This is a genomic window from Kitasatospora sp. NPDC051984 (assembly GCF_044593455.1).
Classification (GTDB): domain Bacteria; phylum Actinomycetota; class Actinomycetes; order Streptomycetales; family Streptomycetaceae; genus Kitasatospora.
Genome location: NZ_JBIUCB010000009.1, coordinates 54,586 through 74,780, shown reverse-complemented (window position 1 = coordinate 74,780; position 20,195 = coordinate 54,586). Strand labels below are relative to the sequence as shown.

At 74.2% G+C, this 20,195-nt stretch carries 19 protein-coding genes; 13 read left to right on the top strand and 6 right to left on the bottom strand.

The window, feature by feature from the left end:
• Window positions 1-124: 124 nt before the first annotated feature.
• Window positions 125-1,435 (top strand): glutamine synthetase, encoded by a 1,311-nt coding sequence (locus ACIHEI_RS19525; protein WP_396607494.1) that lies wholly within the window; start codon window positions 125-127, stop codon window positions 1,433-1,435.
• A gap of 21 nt (window positions 1,436-1,456) precedes the next feature.
• Here ACIHEI_RS19525 and ACIHEI_RS19520 read toward each other — a convergent pair whose 3' ends face one another.
• The 3 genes from ACIHEI_RS19520 to ACIHEI_RS19510 form a co-directional block, all read right to left on the bottom strand.
• Window positions 1,457-2,668, bottom strand: coding sequence for a hypothetical protein (locus ACIHEI_RS19520; RefSeq protein ID WP_396607493.1), 1,212 nt, complete (start codon window positions 2,666-2,668; stop codon window positions 1,457-1,459).
• Window positions 2,669-2,725: 57 nt separating this feature from the next.
• Window positions 2,726-3,265: a SigE family RNA polymerase sigma factor gene (locus ACIHEI_RS19515; protein WP_387646155.1), complete on the bottom strand. Its 540-nt coding sequence runs from the start codon at window positions 3,263-3,265 to the stop codon at window positions 2,726-2,728.
• A gap of 117 nt (window positions 3,266-3,382) precedes the next feature.
• Window positions 3,383-4,012, bottom strand: coding sequence for a hypothetical protein (locus tag ACIHEI_RS19510; protein WP_396607492.1), 630 nt, complete (start codon window positions 4,010-4,012; stop codon window positions 3,383-3,385).
• Between the two features lie 178 nt (window positions 4,013-4,190).
• On the opposite strand from ACIHEI_RS19510, the gene ACIHEI_RS19505 reads away from it, so the two are divergent.
• Window positions 4,191-4,736, top strand: a complete 546-nt coding sequence (locus tag ACIHEI_RS19505; protein ID WP_396607491.1) for a GNAT family N-acetyltransferase — start codon at window positions 4,191-4,193, stop codon at window positions 4,734-4,736.
• 52 nt (window positions 4,737-4,788) lie between these two features.
• Here ACIHEI_RS19505 and ACIHEI_RS19500 read toward each other — a convergent pair whose 3' ends face one another.
• Both ACIHEI_RS19500 and ACIHEI_RS19495 read right to left on the bottom strand, forming a co-directional pair.
• Complete coding sequence (locus ACIHEI_RS19500; RefSeq protein WP_396607490.1) at window positions 4,789-5,463, bottom strand: NUDIX domain-containing protein; 675 nt, start codon at window positions 5,461-5,463, stop codon at window positions 4,789-4,791.
• Between the two features lie 58 nt (window positions 5,464-5,521).
• Window positions 5,522-5,911, bottom strand: a complete 390-nt coding sequence (locus tag ACIHEI_RS19495; RefSeq protein ID WP_387862950.1) for a DUF4406 domain-containing protein — start codon at window positions 5,909-5,911, stop codon at window positions 5,522-5,524.
• Between the two features lie 50 nt (window positions 5,912-5,961).
• Here ACIHEI_RS19495 and ACIHEI_RS19490 point away from each other — a divergent pair, with 50 nt between their 5' ends.
• The 4 genes from ACIHEI_RS19490 to ACIHEI_RS19475 all read left to right on the top strand — a co-directional run bounded on the left by ACIHEI_RS19490 (window position 5,962) and on the right by ACIHEI_RS19475 (window position 10,241).
• Complete coding sequence (locus ACIHEI_RS19490; protein ID WP_396607489.1) at window positions 5,962-6,720, top strand: DeoR/GlpR family DNA-binding transcription regulator; 759 nt, start codon at window positions 5,962-5,964, stop codon at window positions 6,718-6,720.
• A gap of 105 nt (window positions 6,721-6,825) precedes the next feature.
• On the top strand, window positions 6,826-7,992 hold the full coding sequence (locus tag ACIHEI_RS19485; protein WP_396607488.1) for a damage-control phosphatase ARMT1 family protein: 1,167 nt from the start codon (window positions 6,826-6,828) through the stop codon (window positions 7,990-7,992).
• 32 nt (window positions 7,993-8,024) lie between these two features.
• On the top strand, window positions 8,025-8,438 hold the full coding sequence (locus ACIHEI_RS19480) for a hypothetical protein (RefSeq protein WP_387862958.1): 414 nt from the start codon (window positions 8,025-8,027) through the stop codon (window positions 8,436-8,438).
• A 312-nt stretch (window positions 8,439-8,750) separates the two neighbouring features.
• Window positions 8,751-10,241 carry a S8 family peptidase gene (locus tag ACIHEI_RS19475; protein WP_396607487.1) on the top strand — a complete coding sequence of 497 codons (1,491 nt, stop codon included), beginning with the start codon at window positions 8,751-8,753 and terminating at the stop codon, window positions 10,239-10,241.
• Between the two features lie 183 nt (window positions 10,242-10,424).
• Here the strand turns inward: ACIHEI_RS19475 and ACIHEI_RS19470 are convergent, their stop codons facing one another.
• The gene (locus tag ACIHEI_RS19470) at window positions 10,425-11,327 is read right to left on the bottom strand and encodes a HipA family kinase (protein WP_396607486.1); all 903 of its coding nucleotides are present in this window, start codon (window positions 11,325-11,327) and stop codon (window positions 10,425-10,427) included.
• 321 nt (window positions 11,328-11,648) lie between these two features.
• On the opposite strand from ACIHEI_RS19470, the gene ACIHEI_RS19465 reads away from it, so the two are divergent.
• The 7 genes from ACIHEI_RS19465 to ACIHEI_RS19435 all read left to right on the top strand — a co-directional run bounded on the left by ACIHEI_RS19465 (window position 11,649) and on the right by ACIHEI_RS19435 (window position 20,145).
• Window positions 11,649-12,089 (top strand): SRPBCC family protein, encoded by a 441-nt coding sequence (locus ACIHEI_RS19465; protein ID WP_387646129.1) that lies wholly within the window; start codon window positions 11,649-11,651, stop codon window positions 12,087-12,089.
• Between the two features lie 130 nt (window positions 12,090-12,219).
• On the top strand, window positions 12,220-13,383 hold the full coding sequence (locus ACIHEI_RS19460) for a glycosyltransferase (protein WP_396607485.1): 1,164 nt from the start codon (window positions 12,220-12,222) through the stop codon (window positions 13,381-13,383).
• Between the two features lie 235 nt (window positions 13,384-13,618).
• Window positions 13,619-15,130, top strand: a complete 1,512-nt coding sequence (locus ACIHEI_RS19455) for a sugar transferase (protein WP_396607484.1) — start codon at window positions 13,619-13,621, stop codon at window positions 15,128-15,130.
• A 9-nt stretch (window positions 15,131-15,139) separates the two neighbouring features.
• Window positions 15,140-16,507 (top strand): O-antigen ligase family protein, encoded by a 1,368-nt coding sequence (locus ACIHEI_RS19450; protein WP_396607483.1) that lies wholly within the window; start codon window positions 15,140-15,142, stop codon window positions 16,505-16,507.
• Entirely contained in the window at window positions 16,504-18,216 is a 1,713-nt protein-coding gene (locus ACIHEI_RS19445) for a lipid II flippase MurJ (protein WP_396607482.1), read from the top strand. The genes ACIHEI_RS19450 and ACIHEI_RS19445 overlap by 4 nt, the downstream gene beginning before the upstream one ends.
• Window positions 18,209-18,994, top strand: a complete 786-nt coding sequence (locus ACIHEI_RS19440; protein WP_396607481.1) for a polysaccharide deacetylase family protein — start codon at window positions 18,209-18,211, stop codon at window positions 18,992-18,994. Before ACIHEI_RS19445 ends, ACIHEI_RS19440 begins: the two co-directional genes overlap by 8 nt.
• Entirely contained in the window at window positions 18,991-20,145 is a 1,155-nt protein-coding gene (locus ACIHEI_RS19435) for a glycosyltransferase (protein WP_396607480.1), read from the top strand. Before ACIHEI_RS19440 ends, ACIHEI_RS19435 begins: the two co-directional genes overlap by 4 nt.
• The last annotated feature ends 50 nt before the right edge of the window (window positions 20,146-20,195 follow it).

Below are 20,195 nucleotides of genomic sequence, written 5' to 3'. Positions count from 1 at the left end.
GGGGACTTGGTCCCCGGAATTTCATCATTCGATGTGACTCGCGTCACGTTTGAAACCTCCACGGACGGGTGACCTCTCGGCCGAGTCGCCCGGGCGCCGCATCGCCGCAGGCCAGCATGGGCGCATGAGCACCGTGAAGCCGCGCACCGAGCGCGCCGCCGAGGCCCGATTGGCCGCCACCCGGATCGAGGCCGAGGGCGTCGACGGGGTGATCGTCAGCTGGGTCGACAACGCCGGCGTCACGCGGGTCAAGTCCGTGCCCGTCCGCGGCCTGGAGAACGCCGCCCGGTGGGGCGTCGGCGCCTCGCCCTGCTTCGACCAGATGCTGGTCGACGACTCGCTCGCCCCGTCCGGCAGCGCGCTCGGCGACCTGCGGCTCGTCCCCGACCTGGCCGCGCTGCGCCGGCTCGCTGCCCAGCCCGGCTGGGCCTGGGCGCCCGGCGACCGCTGGACCCAGCAGGGCGAGCCGCACCCCGGCTGCCAGCGGCAGTTCGCCCGCCGCACCGTCGAGGCACTGGCCGAACGCGGACTCACCGTGCAGGCCGGCATCGAGGTCGAGTGGATCGTCGAGGGCGGCGAGGCCGGGCCCGCGTACGGCATGCGCCGGATGATCGGCAACAGCGACTACCTGCGCGACCTGCTGCGCACCCTGCGCGAACAGAAGCTGACGGTGCTCCAACTGCACCCCGAGTACAGCGACGGCCAGTTCGAACTGTCCGTCGCCCCGAGCGGCCCGGTCGAGGCCGCCGACACCGCCCTGCTGGTCCGGCACACCGTGCAGGCCGTCTCGCTGCGGCACGGCCTGCGGGCCAGCTTCGCGCCCGTCGCCACCCCCGGCGGCGTCGGCAACGGCGGCCACCTGCACCTCAGCCTCTGGCGCGACGGCCAGAACCTCGGCCACGGCGGCAGCGGCCCGCACGGCCTCACCCGGGAGGCCGAGGCGTTCCTCGCCGGAGTGCTGGCCGAACTGCCCGCACTGCTCGCGCTCGGCGCCCCGTCGGTGGCCAGCTACCTGCGGCTGGTCCCCGGCCACTGGGCCGGCCCGCACCGCTGCTGGGGGCTGGAGAACCGGGAGGCCGCGCTGCGGCTGATCACCGGCTCCGCGCCCGAACAGGCCAACGCCGAGGTCAAGTGCTTCGACGCCGCCGCCAACCCCTACCTTGCCGTCGGCGGCGTGCTGGCCGCCGGCCTGGCCGGCCTCGGCGACGCGCTCCACCTGCCCGCCGAGACCACCGGCGACCCCGACGGCGTCGCCGAACGCCTGCCCACCACCCTCGGCCAGGCCGTCGACGCGCTGCGCAAGTCCGAGGTGCTGCGCGCCGCGATGGGGGAGTCGCTGTGGCAGTCGGTGATCGACGTCCGGGAGGCGGAGATCGCCCGGTTCGCCGAACTCGGGCCGGGGGAGATCGTCGAGGCGCTCCGCTACCGGTACTGACCCGAGGCCGGCGGGCGCGGCTCACTTCGGGTGCGGCACCGTCCAGCCCGGGCAGGTCGCGATCGCGGTCAGCTGGTCGAGCGTCAGCAGCGGGGGCCGGCCCGCGTCGGGCGAGCCCGCGCCCGCCGGGTTGACCGCCGTCACGCGGACCCGGTGGCCGTCACGGCCCAGCACGTCGACGATCGTCTCGGTGGCGCCCTGGGCGTTCGGGACGGGGCGGCCGGTGACACTGCGCACGCGGGTGCCGTCCGGCTGCGCGGGGGCGTCCGCGAACCAGGACTCCACCGACGGTTCCGCCTGCTCCTCCACCACGGTCAGCTCGACCATCCGGTCGCCGGCGGCCAGCATCGTCCGCTGCATCGGGCCACCGGGGCCGGTGCTGGACACCACCTGCAGGCCGGCCGGCAACAGGTCGGGCTGCTGCACCCGCTCGGGCGGGTCCTTGGGTGTGACTGCTGGTCGGAGCATCGCCTTGAAGGTGCGCCAGCCGGGGTCGGTGGCCAGCGTCCGGAGCCGGTCGACGGTCAGCAGCGGGTCCGGCCGGGTCGAATCCCCGGCGTGCGTCGCGGAGTTGAACGAGGTAGCGGTGACCCGCGTCCCGTCCGGGGCGTCCACCTGCACCTCGGAGTACCTGTGCGGGGTAGGGCCCGGGTCCGCGCCGGTCCACTGCGTGACGGCCACCTTGGTGCCGTCGTCCTCGGCCGTCTGCACGCACGTCACGCCCTCGATGTCGTAGCCGGCGCACGAGTGCGCCGGTCCCCACCCGGTGGTGTTCGTGATGTCCAGCGTCAGCAGGCTCGGCCCCTGACCGTCCTCCAGGGTCAGTTGCGCGTTCGCCGAGCCGAACGGGGCGAGCGTCGCGCCGAACGTCGAACCGTTGGAGCGGACGATCCGCAGGCCCGCCGGAAGCCGCTCCGCCACCGCCGACACCAGGTGCGCCTCCTCCGGGATCCCCGCGTCGGACGGACGCGAGTCCGCCGGGGTGGGCGCGACGGACGCCGCCGGGCCGACGCTGTCCGTGTACAGGGCGTTCGGCAGGACGACCGCGGTCACCCCGCTGACGGCCAGCACCGCGGCGGCCGAGCCCAGCGCCAGCCGGCGACGGTGGCGGCGGCGGCCCCGGGCCGCGCCGACCATGGCCAGCAGCGGGGTGTCCGGGACGAAGCTGTCCCCGGTCTCGCGGAAGACCTGGCAGAGCCGGTCCTCGAAGTCTTGCTCGGGCAGTGCGGGCATGCGTGATCACCGTCTCCGGGAACGAAAAGGAAAGAACAGGGGCGGTGCCGGCGGTGGTCAGTGCGCGGCGAGGTCGGTCAGGCCGTCGCCCAGCAGGACCCGCAGCCGGGCCAGCGCCCGCGAGGACTGGGAGCGGACCGCGCCCGGGCGGCAGCGCAGGATCGTCGCCGTCTCCTCGACACTGACGTCCTCCCAGTAGCGCAGCACCAGCACCGCGCGGTCCCGCGGCGCGAGTTGGGCCAGCGCCTGGAGCAGCGTCATCCGCAGGGTGCTGTCGTCGCCCGTCGGGTCCGGCAGGTCGGGGAGATCAGCGGTCGGACGCTCGCGCGAACTGCGCCGCCGGTGGTGGTCGATGAACTGCCGGTACAGCACCCCCTGCGCGTAGCCCGCCGGATTCTCTATCGCCCGGCCGCCGAACAGCCGCCCCGGCCGGCGCCACACCACGTACATGCGGCTCAGCGTCTCCTGCACCAGGTCCTCGGCGAGGTGGGTGTCACCACCCGTCAGCAGGCACGCCGAACGGTACAGCGGGGCCGACCGGTTGGCGGCGAACTCCGCGTACTCCAGGTCGCCGCTGCGCACTGCTGCTCCTGCCACGTCGATGTTCTCCCCGGCCGTGCATCTTGTTCACCCGTCAGACGTGACGGGACGCCGAGAATGTCACGGGGTCGGCGCGGAAATTTTTTCGGGGAGCTCAAAGACCCAGGGCGGGTCTCAGCGGGCCGGCCGCTCGCCCGCGCCGCGGCAGAACGGGCACGTCCGGCTGCCCTGGCAGTCGCCGCAGCGGACCCGGCCGTCGGTCCGCCCGCCCCAGGTGACGCCGCCCATCACCCAGCCCCGGCCCCAGCAGCGGTCGCACGCGCACCGCCCCTCGCACTCCGGGCACAGCTCGTAGCCCGGCTGGACGTCCTCCGGCGCGAGCAGCGGCTCGGGGCGGACGAACACTTCCGGCTCGTACAGCGCCATCGGCTCCAGATCGGCCCGGCACAGCGTCAGGCCGCGCACCGGATTGATGTGCAGCCGGATCGTCATTCCGTCCCGCCAGGCGTGCAGTACCGCCGAGCCGGTCTCGGTGTACTCCACCGTCCGCTGCCAGTCGGCGAGTTCGGCCTCGGCCCGGGCCAGCAGGCTGGGGTCGGCCGGCTGCGGGTCGAGGACGATCTGCCGGTGGTGGGCGAAGCTCAGCGGATTGCCGAACGCGGTGATGTCCGGATACTCCGGCAGCACGGCCGGCGGCGCCACCCCGGGCGCCAACGCCTCCAGCACCGCCGCGAATTCGGCGTACAGCCGCTCGCCGCGTCGCTGCAACTCCTCCCGCGCCCCGGGTATCTCCTCGCCCGACATCGCCCGCCCCTCGCCTCGAAGTGCTGTCAACTGGCCGGGGGCGTCCGGGTGTTGCTCGGTACGCGCGCCGGGCGGGGCCGATTCTAGTGCCGGTGCCGCCGGGCGGGGCGTTTTGGCGAGCTGCGGTGGTTCGCGGAACGGCCGGACGGGCTGCCGCGGCGAGTGGTACGAAGATCGAATGACGAGTTACTGGCTGGGTGAACGCATACGCCTGCGGGCGGTCGAGACCGAGGACGGGCCGCTGCTGGCCCGCCTGTCCGAGCAGGAGGAGCGCCTCGGCGACCTGCTCAACCCGCCGCGCTCCACCGAGGGTTGGCAGGCCCTCGCCCGCGAGTACGCCACCGCCGACCCGTCCGGCGACACTTACGTCCTGATCGTCGAGTCACGCACCGACGGCACCCCGGTCGGCTCGGTCGGCGTCCACCGCGCCGACCCGCGCAACGGCTGGTTCGAGTACGGCATCACCATCGCCGCCGAGCACCGCCGCCGCGGCTACGCCGGCGAGGCCGCCCGGTTGGTGATCCGCCACCAGTTCGAGGAGCGGCGCTACCTCAAGGCCACCGCCAGGGTCTTCGCCCACAACCACCCCTCGCTGGAGCTCCAGCACCGCCTCGGCTTCACCGAGGAGGGCCGCCTGCGCCGGCACGTGCTGCTCGCAGGCCGCCCCACCGACGTGGTGCTGCTCGCGCTGTTCGCCGAGGACTTCGCCGCATCGCCGAGCTGAGCGACCTGCTGCTGAGCGCCCTGCACGTTTCTGCACGATTCCGGGCGCCGGATCAACGGACCGGCGGTGGCGCGAACGGCCCGTGCAGGGCCGCCCACTGCAGCAGCAGGACGGTCTTGCCGTCGGCGATCCGCCCGTCCCGGGTCATCGCGAGCGCCTCGGCGAAGGGGAGTTCGAGCACCTCGATGTCCTCGCCGTCCTCGGCCAGCCCGCCGCCGGGGCCGGTGCGGTCGGCGGGCCGGTAGGGGGCGGCGTAGAAGTGCAGCCGCTCGGTCACCGAACCCGGGCTCATGAACGCGTCCAACACGTGGGTGAGCGGGCCGAGTTCGACGCCGAGCTCCTCGGCGCTCTCCCGGCGGATCGCGGTGGCCGGGTCGTCGTCGTCCAGCAGGCCGGCCGCGGCCTCGATCAGCATGCCGTCGGGGTGGCCGTTGACGTACGCCGGGAAGCGGAACTGCCGGGTGAGCAGGACGCGGCCGCGTTCGGTGTCGTACGGCAGCACCACCGCGCCGTTGCCGCGGTCGTAGGTCTCGCGCTGCTCGGTGGTCCAGCGGCCGTCGCGGCGGCGGTGGTCGAAGGTGGTGCGGCGCAGCACGTGCCAGCCCTGCGAGGTGAGTTCGACCTCGCGCACCACCACGTCCGGATTGCCGCGCAGGTCGCGCCCGGCCCGGTCGAGGCCGGTGCGGCCGCGGTGGTCGGGGACGTCGATCCCCGGGCGTCCGTTCATCGGTCCACCTGCGGTGCGCGGCGCGGGAGTTCGGACACGTCGATGCCCGGGCGTCCGTTCATCGGTCCACCTGCGGTGCGCGGCGCGGCAGTTCGGACACGTCGTGGTAGACCGGCAGGCCGCGGCGGCGGGCGGTGGCGACGTCCTGGTCGGCGCCGGCCGAGTCGCCGGGCAGCCGGAGCACGGCGTCGCAGCGGGCGAGCAGCCGGTCCGCGGCCGGGTACAGCACCTCGTCGGCGAGCGGGTCGGTGGGCCCCGCGCCGGCCGAGCGCAGCACGGGCAGCGCGATCCACTCGCCGATCACCGGCAGGTGTCCGGCCGCGAAGACCGGCCAGGCGGCCGCCTCCAGCCGGGCCAGGTTGGCGGCCATCGCCTGCGGGTCTCCGTCGGTGCCGGAGCGGTACGGTCCGGCGATCAGGACGAGCATGGGTGTGTCGGTGTCGGTCATGGGGCGTTACCATACACGCAGAAACGTGCAAGAACAGGAGAGAACGAGAAATGCTGGCTGCTGAACGGCGCGACCACCTGCTCGCCCTGCTGGCCCGCGAGGGCAAGGTGGTGGCCAAGGATGTCGCCGCCGACCTCGGCATCTCCGAGGACAGCGTCCGCCGCGACCTGCGCGACCTCGCCGCCGAAGGACTCTGCCAGCGGGTCTACGGCGGCGCGCTCCCCGCCTCGCCCGCCACCGCCGGCTACGCCGAGCGGCAGTCGGTGACCCCCGACGGCAAACGCCGGGTCGCGGCCGCGGCCGTCGAACTCGTCCGTCCCGGCAGCGCCCTGATCCTGGACGGTGGCACCACCGCGCTCGCCGTGGCCGGCCTGCTCCCGCCCGACCTCGACTGCACCGTGATCACCCACAGCCCCACCGTGGTGGCGGCCCTGCTCGAACACCCGCGGGCCGAACTCTTCCTGCTCGGCGGCCGGATCTTCAAGCACTCCGCCGTCGCCTGCGGAGCCGCCGCCGTCGAGGCCGCTCAGAACGTCTCCGCCGACCTCTGCCTGCTCGGCGTCACCGGCGTCCACTCCGACGCCGGCCTGACCACCGGCGACGCCGACGAGGCCGCCATGAAACGCGCCCTCGCCGCCCGCGCCGCCGAAACCTGGATCCTCGCCTCCGCCGAAAAGATCGGCGCGGCCTCCCCCTTCCGCGTCCTCCCCTGGGACCGCATCACCGGCCTGATCACCGACGCCCCCCCGACCCACCCGGCCCTGGAACGCCTCACCGCCGACGGCGTCGAGATCCTGACGGCCCGTTGACGGCCTCGCGGCCGAGCCGGACAGGCCCTCGGCGACGCCTCGTCTAGTCTCGGCTGGAGCCGACGGGCCCGCTGCCCGCCGATGACGAGAGAGACGAGCCCCGATGTGTCGAACGCACCCGTGATTCGCGCCGACGTCCCCGGGTCCTTCGCCTGGGGCGTCTTCCACAAGCGCCACCCCGAGCTCGTCCGGCGGGTGCTCGACGCGCTGCCGTACGGCCCCGCCGAGCGGGCGGTGGTCGAGCGGCTGCTGGTGGAGAGCACCACCGGCGTCCTGGAGCCGCTGCGCGCGGACGCGCCGGACGCCGCGCGGTGGCTGGCGTGGGGCGAGGGGCTGTGGGGGCGGCCCTGGGGGGAGGCGCCGTTCCTGTGGGCGGAGAGCTACTTCTACCGCCGACTGCTCGACGCCACGGGGTACTTCGGGCCCGGCGCGTGGCAGGGCGTCGACCCGTTCGCGCCGTTCAAGAACGCCGAGCTGGCCGGTGCGGCGGTGGACGAGGAACTGGCCGCGCTGAGCGCGCTCGACGGCCTGCCGGAGACCCGCCGGGCGGAGGCACTGCTGTCGTCCGCGCTGTGGGGCAACCGCGCGGACCTCAGCTTCGGGATCACCGCGGAGACCACCGGGACGGCCGCCGCCGACCTGGTCGCCGACGACAGTGCGACGCTCTGGACCGCGCTCGGACGGGCGACGGGCGGGCAGGTCTGCGTCATCGCGGACAACGCCGGCCGGGAGCTGCTGCCGGACCTGGTGCTGATCGACCACCTGCTGACCGGCGGCCCGGCGGCGCAGGTCGTCCTGTACGTGAAGCCGCAGCCGTACTTCGTGTCGGACGCGACGACGGCCGACGTCCTCGCCTCGGTCGAGCGCCTGCGCACCGCGCCCTCGGCCGCCGCGGGGGCGGTCGGCGGGCGGCTGTGGCGGGCGATGAACAGCGGTGCGCTCGTCGTCCGCACGCACCCGTTCTTCTGCGCGCCGCTGCCGTTCCACGACATGCCGGCCGACCTCCGTACCGAGCTCGCCGCCGCGACGATGACGATCCTCAAGGGCGACCTCAACTACCGCCGCCTGGTCGGCGACCGGCTCTGGCCGCCGACCACGCCGTTCGGCGAGACGGTGCGTCACTTCCCGTCGCCGGTCGCGGCCCTGCGGACGCTGAAGTCGGATGTGATCGTCGGCCTCGACGCCGCGACCGTCGCCCGGCTCGACGGCACCGGGACCTCGTGGCGCACGGACGGCCGCCACGCCCTCGTCCAGGTCGACGCCCGCCCGTAGATCCTGCCGTTTCGCTGCCCGGAGAAGCCCAAGTGCCCACCCCCGCCGACCGTCTGGCCGAGGCCCGCGCCTCCACCGACCCCGCCGCGCTGCGTGCCCTCACGGCCGTCGGCCTGCCGTTCGTCGACCAGGCGCTCGCCGAGAACCCGCACACCCCGCCGGACGTGCTGGCGCGGCTGGCGGAGGTCCGGCACAGCGACTGGAACGACAACCGGCTGCTGTACCTGCTGGCCGAACATCCGGGCGCGGACGGGGCGGTGCTGGACGCCGTGCTGGCGGCGGTGGCCGAGTGCCTCGCGGCGGGGCGGCGGCCGTTCGCCGCCGTGCTCGCGCTGGCGGCGCGGCTGGACGTTCCGGCCGAGCGGGTGCGGGCGCTGGGGCGGTCGGCCGGGGCCTCGGCGCGGCTGCGCGCCGGGTTGGCCCGGGTGCTGGCGGAGCGTTCGTAAGTTCACTCCGGTGACGGTGCGGGTCGGCCAAGTCCGGTAGTGCGGCGGCGAAGAGCGCGGTGCAGAAGCTGCTGGGCGCAGGCCGACATCGCCACCGCGCCGGCCGCCCATGGCGAGCTGTTCGGCGGCCGGGCCGGCACCGGCGGACCGGGGCGGGTGCCCGACCGGCAGTGGGTCGGGCACTCGTTCGGTCTACGACGATTGCTTTACTCCCTCTTGATTTTTGTCATATCGGCTGAATAGTCTCCCGGCCATTCGCGTGTCTTCGATCACACCGATCGCGTCCGCCGACAGTCGGGAGAGTCAACCCCCATGAGCGTTCCCCGCATCCGTCGCTCCGCCCTCCTCGCCGCAGGTCTCGCGCTGGTCACCGCCGGCGCCCTCGCCGGACCCGCGGCAGGCGCCGCCACGGCGGCCACCGCGTCCGCCACCGGCCAGCCGATGAACTACGTGGTCAACACCAAGGCCAACCACGGGCAGACCAAGAAGGCCGAGCGCGAGATCCAGGCGGCCGGCGCCAGTGTGGTCGCGTCGTACGAGCAGATAGGCGTGGTGATCGCCCGCTCCAACGACCCCGGCTTCGCCGCCAAGCTCCGCCAGTCGAAGACCATCGACTCGGTCGGCGCCAGCCGCACCGCGGGCATCCAGGCCGGCGGCATGGAGACCACCGTCGAGGTGTCCGACGTTCCCACGGGCGCGACCGCCGACGGCAGCGAGCCGCTCTGGGCCAACCAGTGGGACATGCGGCAGATCGGCGTCGACCAGGCGCACAAGACCACGCTCGGCAGCCGTGACGTGGTGGTCGGCGTCCTCGACTCCGGCATCGACGCCACCCACGAGGACCTCGCCGCCAACGTCGACCCGGCGCTCTCCGCGTCCTGCCTCAGCGGCAGCCCCGACACCAACTGGAAGTCCTGGCAGCCCACCACCAGCACCCACGGCACCCATGTGGCCGGCACCATCGCCGCCGCCAAGAACGGCAAGGGCGTCGAGGGCGTCGCCCCCGGCGTCCGGCTGGCCGCCGTCAAGGTGGTCGACGACGGCGGGTTCATCTACCCCGAGTACGCGATCTGCGGCTTCGTCTGGGCCGCCGAGCACCACTTCACCATCACCAACAACAGCTACTACGTGGACCCGTGGATGTTCAACTGCGCGGGCGACCCCGACCAGGGCGCGGTCAGCGAGGCCGTCCGCCGGGCCGTCGACTACTCCCGCCGTGGCGGGGTGCTGAACGTCGCCGCCGCCGGCAACGAGAACATCGACCTGGCGCACAAGACCGTCGACGTCAGCAGCCCGGACGACACCACCCCCGGCGGCCGGCCGATCGACGCCAGCTGCCTCGACCTGCCCGCCGAACTGCCGGGCGTGATCGCGGTGTCGGCGATCGGCGCCAAGGGCGACAAGTCCTACTACTCCAGCTACGGCCTGAACAAGGTCGCCGTCGCCGCCCCCGGTGGCGACGCCACCGTCTTCCAGACGCCCGACACCCCCGACCGCCGCGGCGGCATCCTTTCCACCCTCCCCGGCAACAAGTACGGCTACAGCTCGGGCACTTCGATGGCCACCCCGCACGTGGCCGGCGTCCTCGCGCTGCTCGCCTCCAGCCACCCGGGCGCCGGCCCGGAGAAGCTGCGCAGCCTGCTGGTGAAGCAGGCCGACCCGCACGCCTGTCCGGCCGGCGTCTTCAACCCCGGCGGCACCGGCGCCTACAAGGCCACCTGCGAGGGCACCGACGCCAACAACGGCTTCTACGGCGCCGGAGTGGTCAACGCCGCCAAGGCCGTGGACGCCTGGCGCAACTGACCTCGCGTCAACACCCGGTGCGTGGGCGGCTCGCACGTCGCCCACGCGCCTGCGTCAACCCTGGTGCGTGGGCGGCTCGTTCAGCGTCCACGCGCCTGCGTCAACCCCGGTGCGCGGGCGGCTCACTCCTCGCCGACGTGCCGGGAGCCCGGCAGGCTCACGCGTGCCGCAGCCGACCGCAGGTCAGTTCTCCTCGCCGACGTGCCGGGACCAGTCCGATTCCACCGAGGCCAGGCCGGCCCGGTTCGGCACCTGCTTCAGCCAGGCCGGCCGGGCCGCCGTGCGGGCCGCCGCGGCCCGCTCCTCGGCGGCGCGGATCTGCTCCGGGGTGGCGAACCCCTCCGGCAGCCAGGCCGCCGAGTTCGTGACCCGGGCCGCCAGGTGTTCCACGTACGCGGCCCGGACGGCGGCGGGCGAGTCGAAGCCCGGCTCGTCGGCCAGCCAGGCGTCCGGCACCAACTCGGTGATCTCGGCCAGCAGTTGAGCCGTCACCAGGGGCGCCAGCGCGGCGTCCGCGGCGGCCACGTCGGGGCCGTAGCCGCCCAGCGCGTGGCCGCTCAGGTCGTAGCGCTTGTGCACCGAGGCGTGGGCCGAGGACCAGCGGTGGTGGAAGATCAGCCCGGCGCCGTTGTCGATCAGCCAGAGCTTCCCGTGCCAGACCATCAGGTTCGGGTTGTGCACGCTGCGGTCGACGTTGCCGGTCAGCGCGTCCAGCCATACGATCCGGCCGGCCTCGGCGGGGGAGACCTCGATCATTCCCGGCTTGAAGTCGCGGGCGCCCGGCAGCAGGTCCATGCCCAGGTTGCGGCCCGCGCTGGCCTTCAGCAGGTCCTGGATCTCCTGGTCCGGCTCGCTCGCCGCCACCGCCGGGTCGAAGTCCACCAGCACCAGCGGCGGCACCCGCAGGCCCAGCCGCCGCGCCAGCTCACCGACGATCACCTCGGCCACCAGTGCCTTGACGCCCTGAGCCGCACCGGTGAACTTCACCACGTACGTGCCGAGGTCGTCGGCCTCCACCACCCCGGGCACCGAACCGCCCGCCCGCAGCGGATCGACGTACCGCAGCGCCGTCACTTCATCCAGCATCCGCCCACCCTAACGCCTGTCCGGCCGGTCTTGCCGGGCGCCCGACGCCGGATCATCCCGCCTGGAAGCACCGGCAAAACATCCAAGTACGTCCAGTACGAGGACGTTTCGCCGGCACTCCCAGCCGGGCGCGAAATGGGGGCACCTCCCAGCCCGCAAGGGCTGGGGGAGCCGCGCGCTGATCCGACAAGACCGACCGGACAGGCGTTGCGACCCCGGTTTCCGGTTTGGCGGGGGCAGGTCGCGATGGTTGGCTTGGCGGCGACGCCGAGTGCAGATGTGCAGAGGCGCAGATGACCCGGACCGAGGAGAAGTGAGCGAATGGGCAAGGTGCACGCCACCACCGAGCGGACGTACGGGGCCGACCCGGCCCGGGTGTACGAGGCGCTGGCCGACTACGCGGTGACCCGGCCGAAGCTGCTGCCCGCGCAGTACAGCGAGTACGAGGTGCGGGCCGGCGGCACCGGCGCGGGCACCCAGGTGCACTGGAAGCTCCAGGCCACCGAGAAGCGGGTCCGGGACTGCCTGTTCACGGTGACGGCGCCGACCCCGGACACCCTGGTGGAGACCGACGCCAACTCCTCGATGGTGATCACCTGGACGGTCGCGGCGGCCGGCGAGCACGGCAGCAAGGTCACGGTCGAGGCGACCTGGACGGGGGCGACCGGCATCGGCGGCTTCTTCGAGCGGACCTTCGCGCCCAAGGGCCTGAACCGGATCCACGACCAGGTGCTGGCCAACCTGGCGGCCGAACTCGGCTGAGCCCTGTTCGTCCCCGAGGCTATTCACACACCCGTACGGCGCATCAGCCGTACGGGTGTGCCCGTTCCCCGGGACGGGTGAAGCGGCCCCGGCCGGGTGCGGTCGTCAACTTAGGCTCCGGGCCGTGCAGATGACGATCCTTCATGTCTCCCAACCGACCGACGGCGGCGTGGCCCGGGTGGTGGTCGACCTGGTGCGCGGGCAGCGCGCGGTCGGCTGCCGGGTCCTGGTGGCCTGCCCGCCCGGCGGCCGGCTCGCCCAGGAGGCCGCCGCGGCCGGCGCCCGGGTGCTGGACTGGCCGGCCGAGCGCTCTCCCGGGCCGGGCACCGTCGGCGAGGCCTGGCGGCTGCGCCGGATCATCCGCGGCGCCGCGCCGGACGTGCTGCACCTGCACAGCGCGAAGGCGGGGCTGGCCGGCCGGCTGGCCGCCCGCGGCGCCGTGCCCACGGTGTTCCAGCCGCACGCCTGGTCGTTCGCCGCCGCCGAGGGCGCCCTCGCCGAGGTCAGCCTGCGCTGGGAGCGGCACGCCACCCGGTGGGCCCGGATCGTGCTGTGCGTCAGCGAGCAGGAGAAGGCGGACGGCGTGGCGGCGGGGCTGGTCGCGGACTGGCGGGTGGTGCCGAACGGCGTGGACCTGGCGCACTTCGCGCCCGCCGACCAGGCGTCCCGGCGGTCCGCCCGGATGGCCCTGGGCCTGGAGCAGTCCGTCCCGTTGGCGGTGTGCGTGGGCCGGCTGTGCCGGCAGAAGGGCCAGGACGTCCTGCTGGACGCCTGGGAGCAGGTGCAGCGCCGGCTGCCGGCGGCCCGGCTGGTGCTGGTCGGCGGCGGCCCGGACGCGGAGGCGCTGGCGGGCCGGGTGCGGGCGCTGCCCGACCCGTCGCGGGTGCGGCTGGTGGGCGATGTGGCGGATCCGCGGCTGTGGTTGGCGGGCGCCGACCTGGTGGTGCTGCCCTCGCGCTGGGAGGGGATGGCGCTGGCGCCGCTGGAGGCGATGGCCTGCGGGCGGCCGGTGCTGCTGACCGATGTGCCGGGGGCGCGGGAGTGTGTGCCGCCGGGCGAGCTCGGCCGTTCGGTGGTGCCGCCGGAGAATTCCCGTGCGATGGGTGAACGGTTGGCCGAATTCCTGTCGGATCGGATCGAATGCGAACGGCGCGGTGTTCTGGCCGGGTCGCACGTGGCTGAAAATCACGATATCCGGCAAGTAATCTCGCAGGTGGCGGCGATTTACCGGACTATTGTTCGAACCCGGGTGGTCCCGGCGGGCCGCACATCCCGTGTCCCGCAGTGGTTTTGATCGTTTGTCAGGCCGTGAACGCCCGCCCGTGCAGGTGTGGCCTTCCCTCATGGATGTCCGATTATTAGGCGGGTGGAATGAAATGGCATGTCAGCTCTCTGCGCGTGCAATGGCGTTCGGTAATGTCTGATTCTGCCTGCTTCATCCCCATTTTCTGTCAGGGGAATGGCCGACCGCCGTGCTCGGCAGCAGGTGATTTCCCGGACGGGTTCACAGCAGGGGAGTTCGTGCGCCGATGACCATTGACCACGAGAGCGTGTCGCGGTCGGCCGACGTGCTGGCGGGTACCGGTCGCCATGGCAATCATCACGGTGCGGGACTGCTCGACCGGCCGAGCTCCTGGGCGCTGCCGACCAGGACCTACGCCGGCGTCGGCCGCCACCGCGGCCGGCTGCACTCTCGGGTCGCCCTGCCGCTCGCCCTCGCCACCGCCGACACCCTGGCGGTCGCACTGGCCGCCGCCGTGACCGCCCCGGCCGCCACCCGGCCGGTCGCCACCGCCCTCCTGCTGCTGCCCGCACTGCTCCCGCTCAACCTGGCCGGCGGCCTCTACCGCAGCCGGCTCAGCCTCTCCGCCCTCGACGAGTTCCCCGCGCTGGCCGCCCGCGCCGCCGTCGCCACCGCGTTCGCCGTCACCGTCGACGCCTGCCTGACCGGCCACTGGACCGACCTCGGCGCGATGGGCCCGCTGCGACTGCTCAGCCTGCTGCTGCTGATGCTCCCGCTCGCCGCCCTCGGCCGCGCCTACGTCCACCACCTGACCCGCCGGGCCCGCCGCCGCCGTCCCAGCCCGGTGCTGATCCTCGGCGCCGGCGAACTCGGCCAGCGGATCGCCGGCGTGCTCACCGCCCGCCCCGAGTACGGCCTGCGGCCGGTCGGCTACCTCGACGCCGACCCGGTGCTGCTGCCCCCCGGCGGCCCGCTGCCGGTGCTCGGCGGCCGCGAGGTGCTCGGCCGGGTGCTGCGCCGCTACCGCGTCCACCACGTGCTGGCCACCGGCGGCGCCGCCGACGACGCCGACACGCTGGCCGCGATGCGGCACGCCGCCCGGCTCGGCTGCCAGGTTTGGCTGCTGCCCGGCCTGCGCGAGTTCGACTCCGTGCAGGGCACCGGCGACCACCTGTGGGGTTTCCCCTGTCTGCGGCTCGGCGCCCCCGCGATGCGCCGCAACGGCTGGGCAGTCAAGCGCGGCTTCGACATCGCCGCGGCCGGCCTCGGCCTGCTGCTGATCTCCCCGCTGCTGGCCGCCTGCGCCCTCGCGGTGCGCTGGGAGACCGGCCCGGGCGTGCTGTTCCGCCAGCAGCGCACCGGGCTGGACGGCCGGGTGTTCACCCTCCTCAAGTTCCGCACCCTGCGCCCCAGCAACGAACACGAGTCCGCCACCCGCTGGAACATCGCGCAGGACCACCGGATGGGCACCGTCGGCAAGTTCCTGCGCAAGGCCTCGCTGGACGAACTCCCGCAGCTGTGGAACGTGCTCCGCGGCGACATGAGCCTGGTCGGCCCGCGCCCCGAACGCCCCTACTTCGTCATGCGGTTCGGCCAGGCCTACCCCGAGTACGCCGACCGGCACCGCGTCCCGTCCGGGCTCACCGGCCTGGCCCAGGTCAGCGGCCTGCGCGGGGACACCTCCATCGAGGACCGGGCCCGCTTCGACAACCGCTACATCGAGGGCTGGACGCTGTGGCAGGACGCCAAGATCCTGCTGCGCACCGCCGCCCTCGTGGTCCGCCCGGACGGGAGTTGACCGCAGGCCGTGGCCGTCACCCTCCGACTCCCGCCCGCCACGGGCCGGTTCACCGGCACAGCCGCACCCCGGCAGCGCCGGCTCGCACCCCGGCCGAGCTGGCTCGCCGCCGCCACCGTGCTGCTGGTCTGCGTCCCCACCGGCGAGAAGGACGTCACCGCCGCCGTCCACGTCACCCCGGCCGACCTTGCCTCGCTCGCGCTGGTCGCACTGACCGCCGTCCAACTGCTGCGCGCCAGGCTGCCCCGGCTCGACCCGGCGGCCGCCGTGCTGTTCGGCGGCGTGGTGCTGGCCGCCGCCGCGGCCACCGTGCACTCCGTCGACCCGTCGGCCAGCCTCACCGGCTTCGTCCGGCTGGTGCAGATCTTCGTACTGGTGCCCGCCGCCGTGCTGCTCGCCGTCCGCGACCGCGACGACCGGCGGCTGGTGCTCGGCTCGTTCGTGCTGGCCGCGCTGATCGAGGGCGCGGTCGGCGCCACCCAGTACCTGACCCGCACCGGCGCCTCCTACACCGGGCAGCCGATCCGCGCCGTCGGCACCTTCGGCGCGCTCGACATCATGGCGATGTCCGGCGTGGTCTCGTTCGGGCTGCTCGCCGCCCTCGGTCTTGGCCTGGCCGAACGCGGCCCCGGCGGCAGCCGCGCGCTGCGCCGCGCGATGTGGGCGAGCGCCGCGTTCCTGGCCTTCCCGCTGGCCGTGTCGTTCAGCCGGGGCAGCTGGATCGCCACCGCGGTCGCCGCCTCCGTGCTGCTGCTGCGCGCCGACGCCCGGCTGGCCGTCAAGGGGGTGCTGGTCGGCGCCGCCGCCGCGGTGGTGCTGGTCGGGGGGCTCGGCCTCGGCGCGTCCGGCGTCACCGAGCGGCTCAGCTCGATCGGCTCGGTCTCCGCCGCCCCCGACCAGTCCGTCTCCGACCGCTACGACCTGTGGGCCACCGCCGGCCGGATCTGGCAGGACCACCCGGTGGCCGGCGCCGGACCCAAGGCGTTCCAGCAACTGCGCGACAGCCACGCCCCGCTGAGGCTCTCCTCCGGCAGCGACGCCGCGGACTCCACCATCGGCTTCCAGCGCGAACCGCTGCTCTCCCCGCACAACATGTACTTCCTGGTGCTCAGCGAACAGGGCCTGCTCGGGGTGGTCGCCTACCTCGCGCTGTTCCTGACCCTGCTGCTCGGCTGCCTGCGCCGCGCCACCGGCCCCGGCCTGGCCGCCCTCGCGCTGCTCTGCTGGGTGCTCTGGGACTTCCTGTACGCCGACATCGGCGGCACCACCACCGTGCTGACCTCCGTGGTGCTCGGCCTCGCCGCCCGCACCGCGCTGCCGGGGCCCGACTCCCGGGCCGCGAACGGTCCCGACTCCCGTGGAGCGAACGGCACATGACCACAGACCAGCCGGTGGCGCAGGTCACCACCGGCGTCCCCGTACCGGCCCCCCGCAGCGAGGGCGACGACGCCGCACCCCGGGGCGGCTTCCTGGCCAAGGCGTTCGGCGTGACGGCGCTGCTCAGCGCGGCCGGCTCCGGCCTCGGCCTGCTCCGCGACCTGCTGCTGGCCCGCTACTTCGGCGCCAACCAGGGCACCGACGCGTTCCTGGTCGCCTGGACGGTGCCGGAGACCGCCGCGCCGCTACTGATCGAGGACGCGATGGCCTTCCTGATGGTCCCGGCCTTCAGCCTGGCCCTGGTACTGCGCGAGGAACGCCCTCAAGGGTCGGACCCGGTACGGCAGTTGACCCGCTCCACGCTGCCCTGGCTGCTGCTCGCGCTGTGCACGCTGTCCGGCACCGTCGCGCTGTTCGCCCCGCAGCTGGTCGACCTGGTCGCCCCCGGCCTGGCCGACCCGCGGCTCGCCGTCACCTGCACCCGGATCACCGCGTTCACCGTGGTGCCGTTCGGCGTGGCCGGCTACCTGGCCTCCGCGCTGCGCGCGCTGCACGCCTTCACCGCGCCCGCCGTCATCTACGTGATGTACAACCTGGGCATCCTGGCGCTGCTGCTCAGCGGCCACCGCCTGCTCGGGGTGCGCTCCGCCGCGCTCGGCGTGGCGCTCGGCAGCCTGCTGATGGCGGGCGTGCTGGTGGTGCCGTTCGCCCGCAGGCTGCGCGTCCGCAAGCGGCGGGCCCGGCGGCGCGGCGCCGTGCGCGGGCTGGTGCTGATCCCGCTGGCGCTGCTGCCGGTGGCCGCGTTCTCGCTGACCCGGCAGTCCCAGGTGTTCATCGAGCGCTACCTCGGCTCGGCGCTGCCGCCCGGCACCATCTCGCACCTCAACTACGCCGCGAAAATCAGCCAGTTGGCGATGACCTCGGCGATCCTGATCGTCACCGTGACGTTCCCCGTGGTGGCCCGGGCGATGGCCGCCGGCGACCTCACCGCCGCCCGCGACCGGGTCGAGAAGGACCTCGGCCAGGCAGCGGCGCTGGTGCTGCTCGGCACCGCCTTCCTGCTGTCCTGTGCACCCGCCGTGGTCTCGCTGCTGTTCCAGCGCGGCGCGTTCGGCCCCGCCGACACCGAGGCCACCGCGGCCGTCATCCGGGTGTACAGCTTCGGCCTGCCCGCCCAGGCGATGATCGGCGTGATGGTGCGGCCGTACTTCTGCGTCCGCCCGGTGGTGCGGCGCGCCGAGGCCCCGCGCGCCGAGGGCGACCGGACCACCTGGCTGGACTGGTACCCGGTCGGCGCGATGACGCTCGGACTGGTCGTCACCTTCACCCTCGGCGTCACCCTCACCCCGCACTTCGGGGCGCCCGGCCTGGCCGCCGGAAACGCGGTCGGGATCACCTTCACCGCGGCGCTGCTGATGCGCGGCCTGATGCTGCGCGGCATCGCCCTGCGGCTCGGCCTGGTGCTCGGCGGGCAGGCCAGGCTGCTGGCCGCCGCGATCACCGCCGCCGCGGCCGGCTCGCTCGCCGTCCGGGCGGCCACCGCGCCGCTGCCCGCCGCCCTGCTCGGCGGCGCCACCGTCCTGCTGGTCTTCGCGGCCCTCGGCACGCTGTTCGGCGTCCCCGAGGTCCGCGGACCGGTCCTGGCACTCCTCGCCCGGGCCCGGCGACCGCACGCCCCCTCACCCGCCGAAGGGAAGCCGCATGGTTGAAACCTGTCTGCCGGCGCAGGTGCTCGCACCCCGGCTCGCACCCTGGATCCTGATGTACCACTCGGTCGCCGAGGAGGACGAGGATCCCTACCAGCTCACCGTCAGCCCGGAACGGTTCGCCGAACAGATGGACTGGCTGCACCGCTCCGGCCGGCGCGGTGTCAGCGTCCGCGAACTGCTCGACGCCCAGGCCCTCGGCCGGGAGTCCAAACTGGTCGGCCTGACCTTCGACGACGGCTACGCCGACTTCGCCCGGCACGCCGTCCCGGTGCTGCGCGAGTACGGCTTCACCGCCACCGCGTACGTGATGCCCGACCTGCTCGGCGCCGCCAACCACTGGGACGTCGAAGGCCCCCGGAAGAAACTGCTGACCGTCGACCAGGTCATCGAACTCGCCGCCTCGGGCTGGGAGATCGGCTCGCACGGCCTGGGCCACCAGGCCCTGTCCGGGCTGCCGCCCGCCGCACTGGAACGCCAGACCAAGGAGAGCCGCCGCGACCTGGAAGACCTGGTCGGCGGCCCCGTCACCGGCTTCTGCTACCCGTACGGCGCCGTCGACCTGCCCGCCACCCGGGCCGTACGGGACGCCGGCTACGACTACGCCTGCGCCATCGAGCACTCCTCGCTGACCGGCCGGCACGCCCTGCCGCGCAGCTACGTCGGCGACCGCGACGGCGCCTGGCGGCTGCGCGCCAAGCGCAGCCGGCACCGCTGGCGCGAGGCCGTCACCGGACTGCGCTGGGCCCCGCCGAAGTTCGCCGCGGGGGAGCGGTGGTGAAGGTCCTGCACGTGGTCACCGGCCTGCACGCGGGCGGCGCGGAACGCCAACTCGCCTTGTTGCTACGTCATTTGCCGGAGGACCAGCGGCACGAGGTGGCCACCCTGACCAACCCCGGCACGGTGGCCCGCGAACTGCGCGCCGACGGCTTCACTGTCCACCACCTCGCCATGCGCGGCAACCGCGACCTCGGCGTACTGCCCCGGCTCACCCGGCTGATCCGGGTCGGCCGCTACGACCTGGTCCACACCCACCTGTACCGGGCCATGCTGTACGGCCGCCTCGCCGCCCGGCTGGCCGGGGTGCGGGGCGTGCTCGCCACCGAGCACTCGCTACAGGCCGGCGAGATCGAGGGCCGGCCCACCTCGGCCGGCGTCAAGGCGCTGTACCTGGCCGCCGAACGGCTCGGCGGCACCACCCTGGCGGTCTCCGGCCAGGTCGCCGCCGTGCTCGACTCCTGGGGCGTGCCCGCCCACCGGGTCCGGCGGCTGCCGAACGGCATCGACGCCGCCCGGTACCGCTTCCCACCCGCCGAACGGGCCGCCCACCGCGCCCGGCTGCGCGCCGAACTCGGCATCCCCGCCGACGCGTTCGTGGCCGGCGGGGTCGGCCGGCTGGTGCCCGGCAAGCGCTTCCACGTTCCGCTGGAGGCGCTCGCCGCGCTCCCGGCGGGCACCAGGCTGCTGCTGGTCGGCGAGGGCCCCGAACGGGCCGAACTCACCGCCCGCGCCGAGCAGTTGGGCGTCCGCGAACGGCTGGTGCTCACCGGCGAACGCGACGACGTGCCCGAACTGCTCACCGCGATGGACGTGCTGGTCTCGCCGTCCCGCGCGGAGACCTTCGGACTCGCCGCCCTGGAGGCCCTGGCCGCCGGACTGCCGGTGCTGCACTCCGCCTGCCCGGCACTGGCCGAACTCCCGGTCGGCGCCGCCCCGCACGCCCGCCTGCTGCCGTCCGAACCCGCCGCCTACACCCGCGAGTTGACCGCCGCCGCCGCCGCACCGCCAGGACCCGTCCCGGTCCCGCCCGCCGTCGCGCACTACGACATCACCCGGATCGCGGCCGAACTGGCCGCCCTCTACCGGGAGTCCGCCGGCGCCCTGCCCGGCCCCCGGGCCGGAACCGCGCGCCGCCGCGCGGGCGCCCACTGACCCCCGCCATCCCGTCTCTGGAGTCCCCCGATGCCTGCACTTCGCCGTCG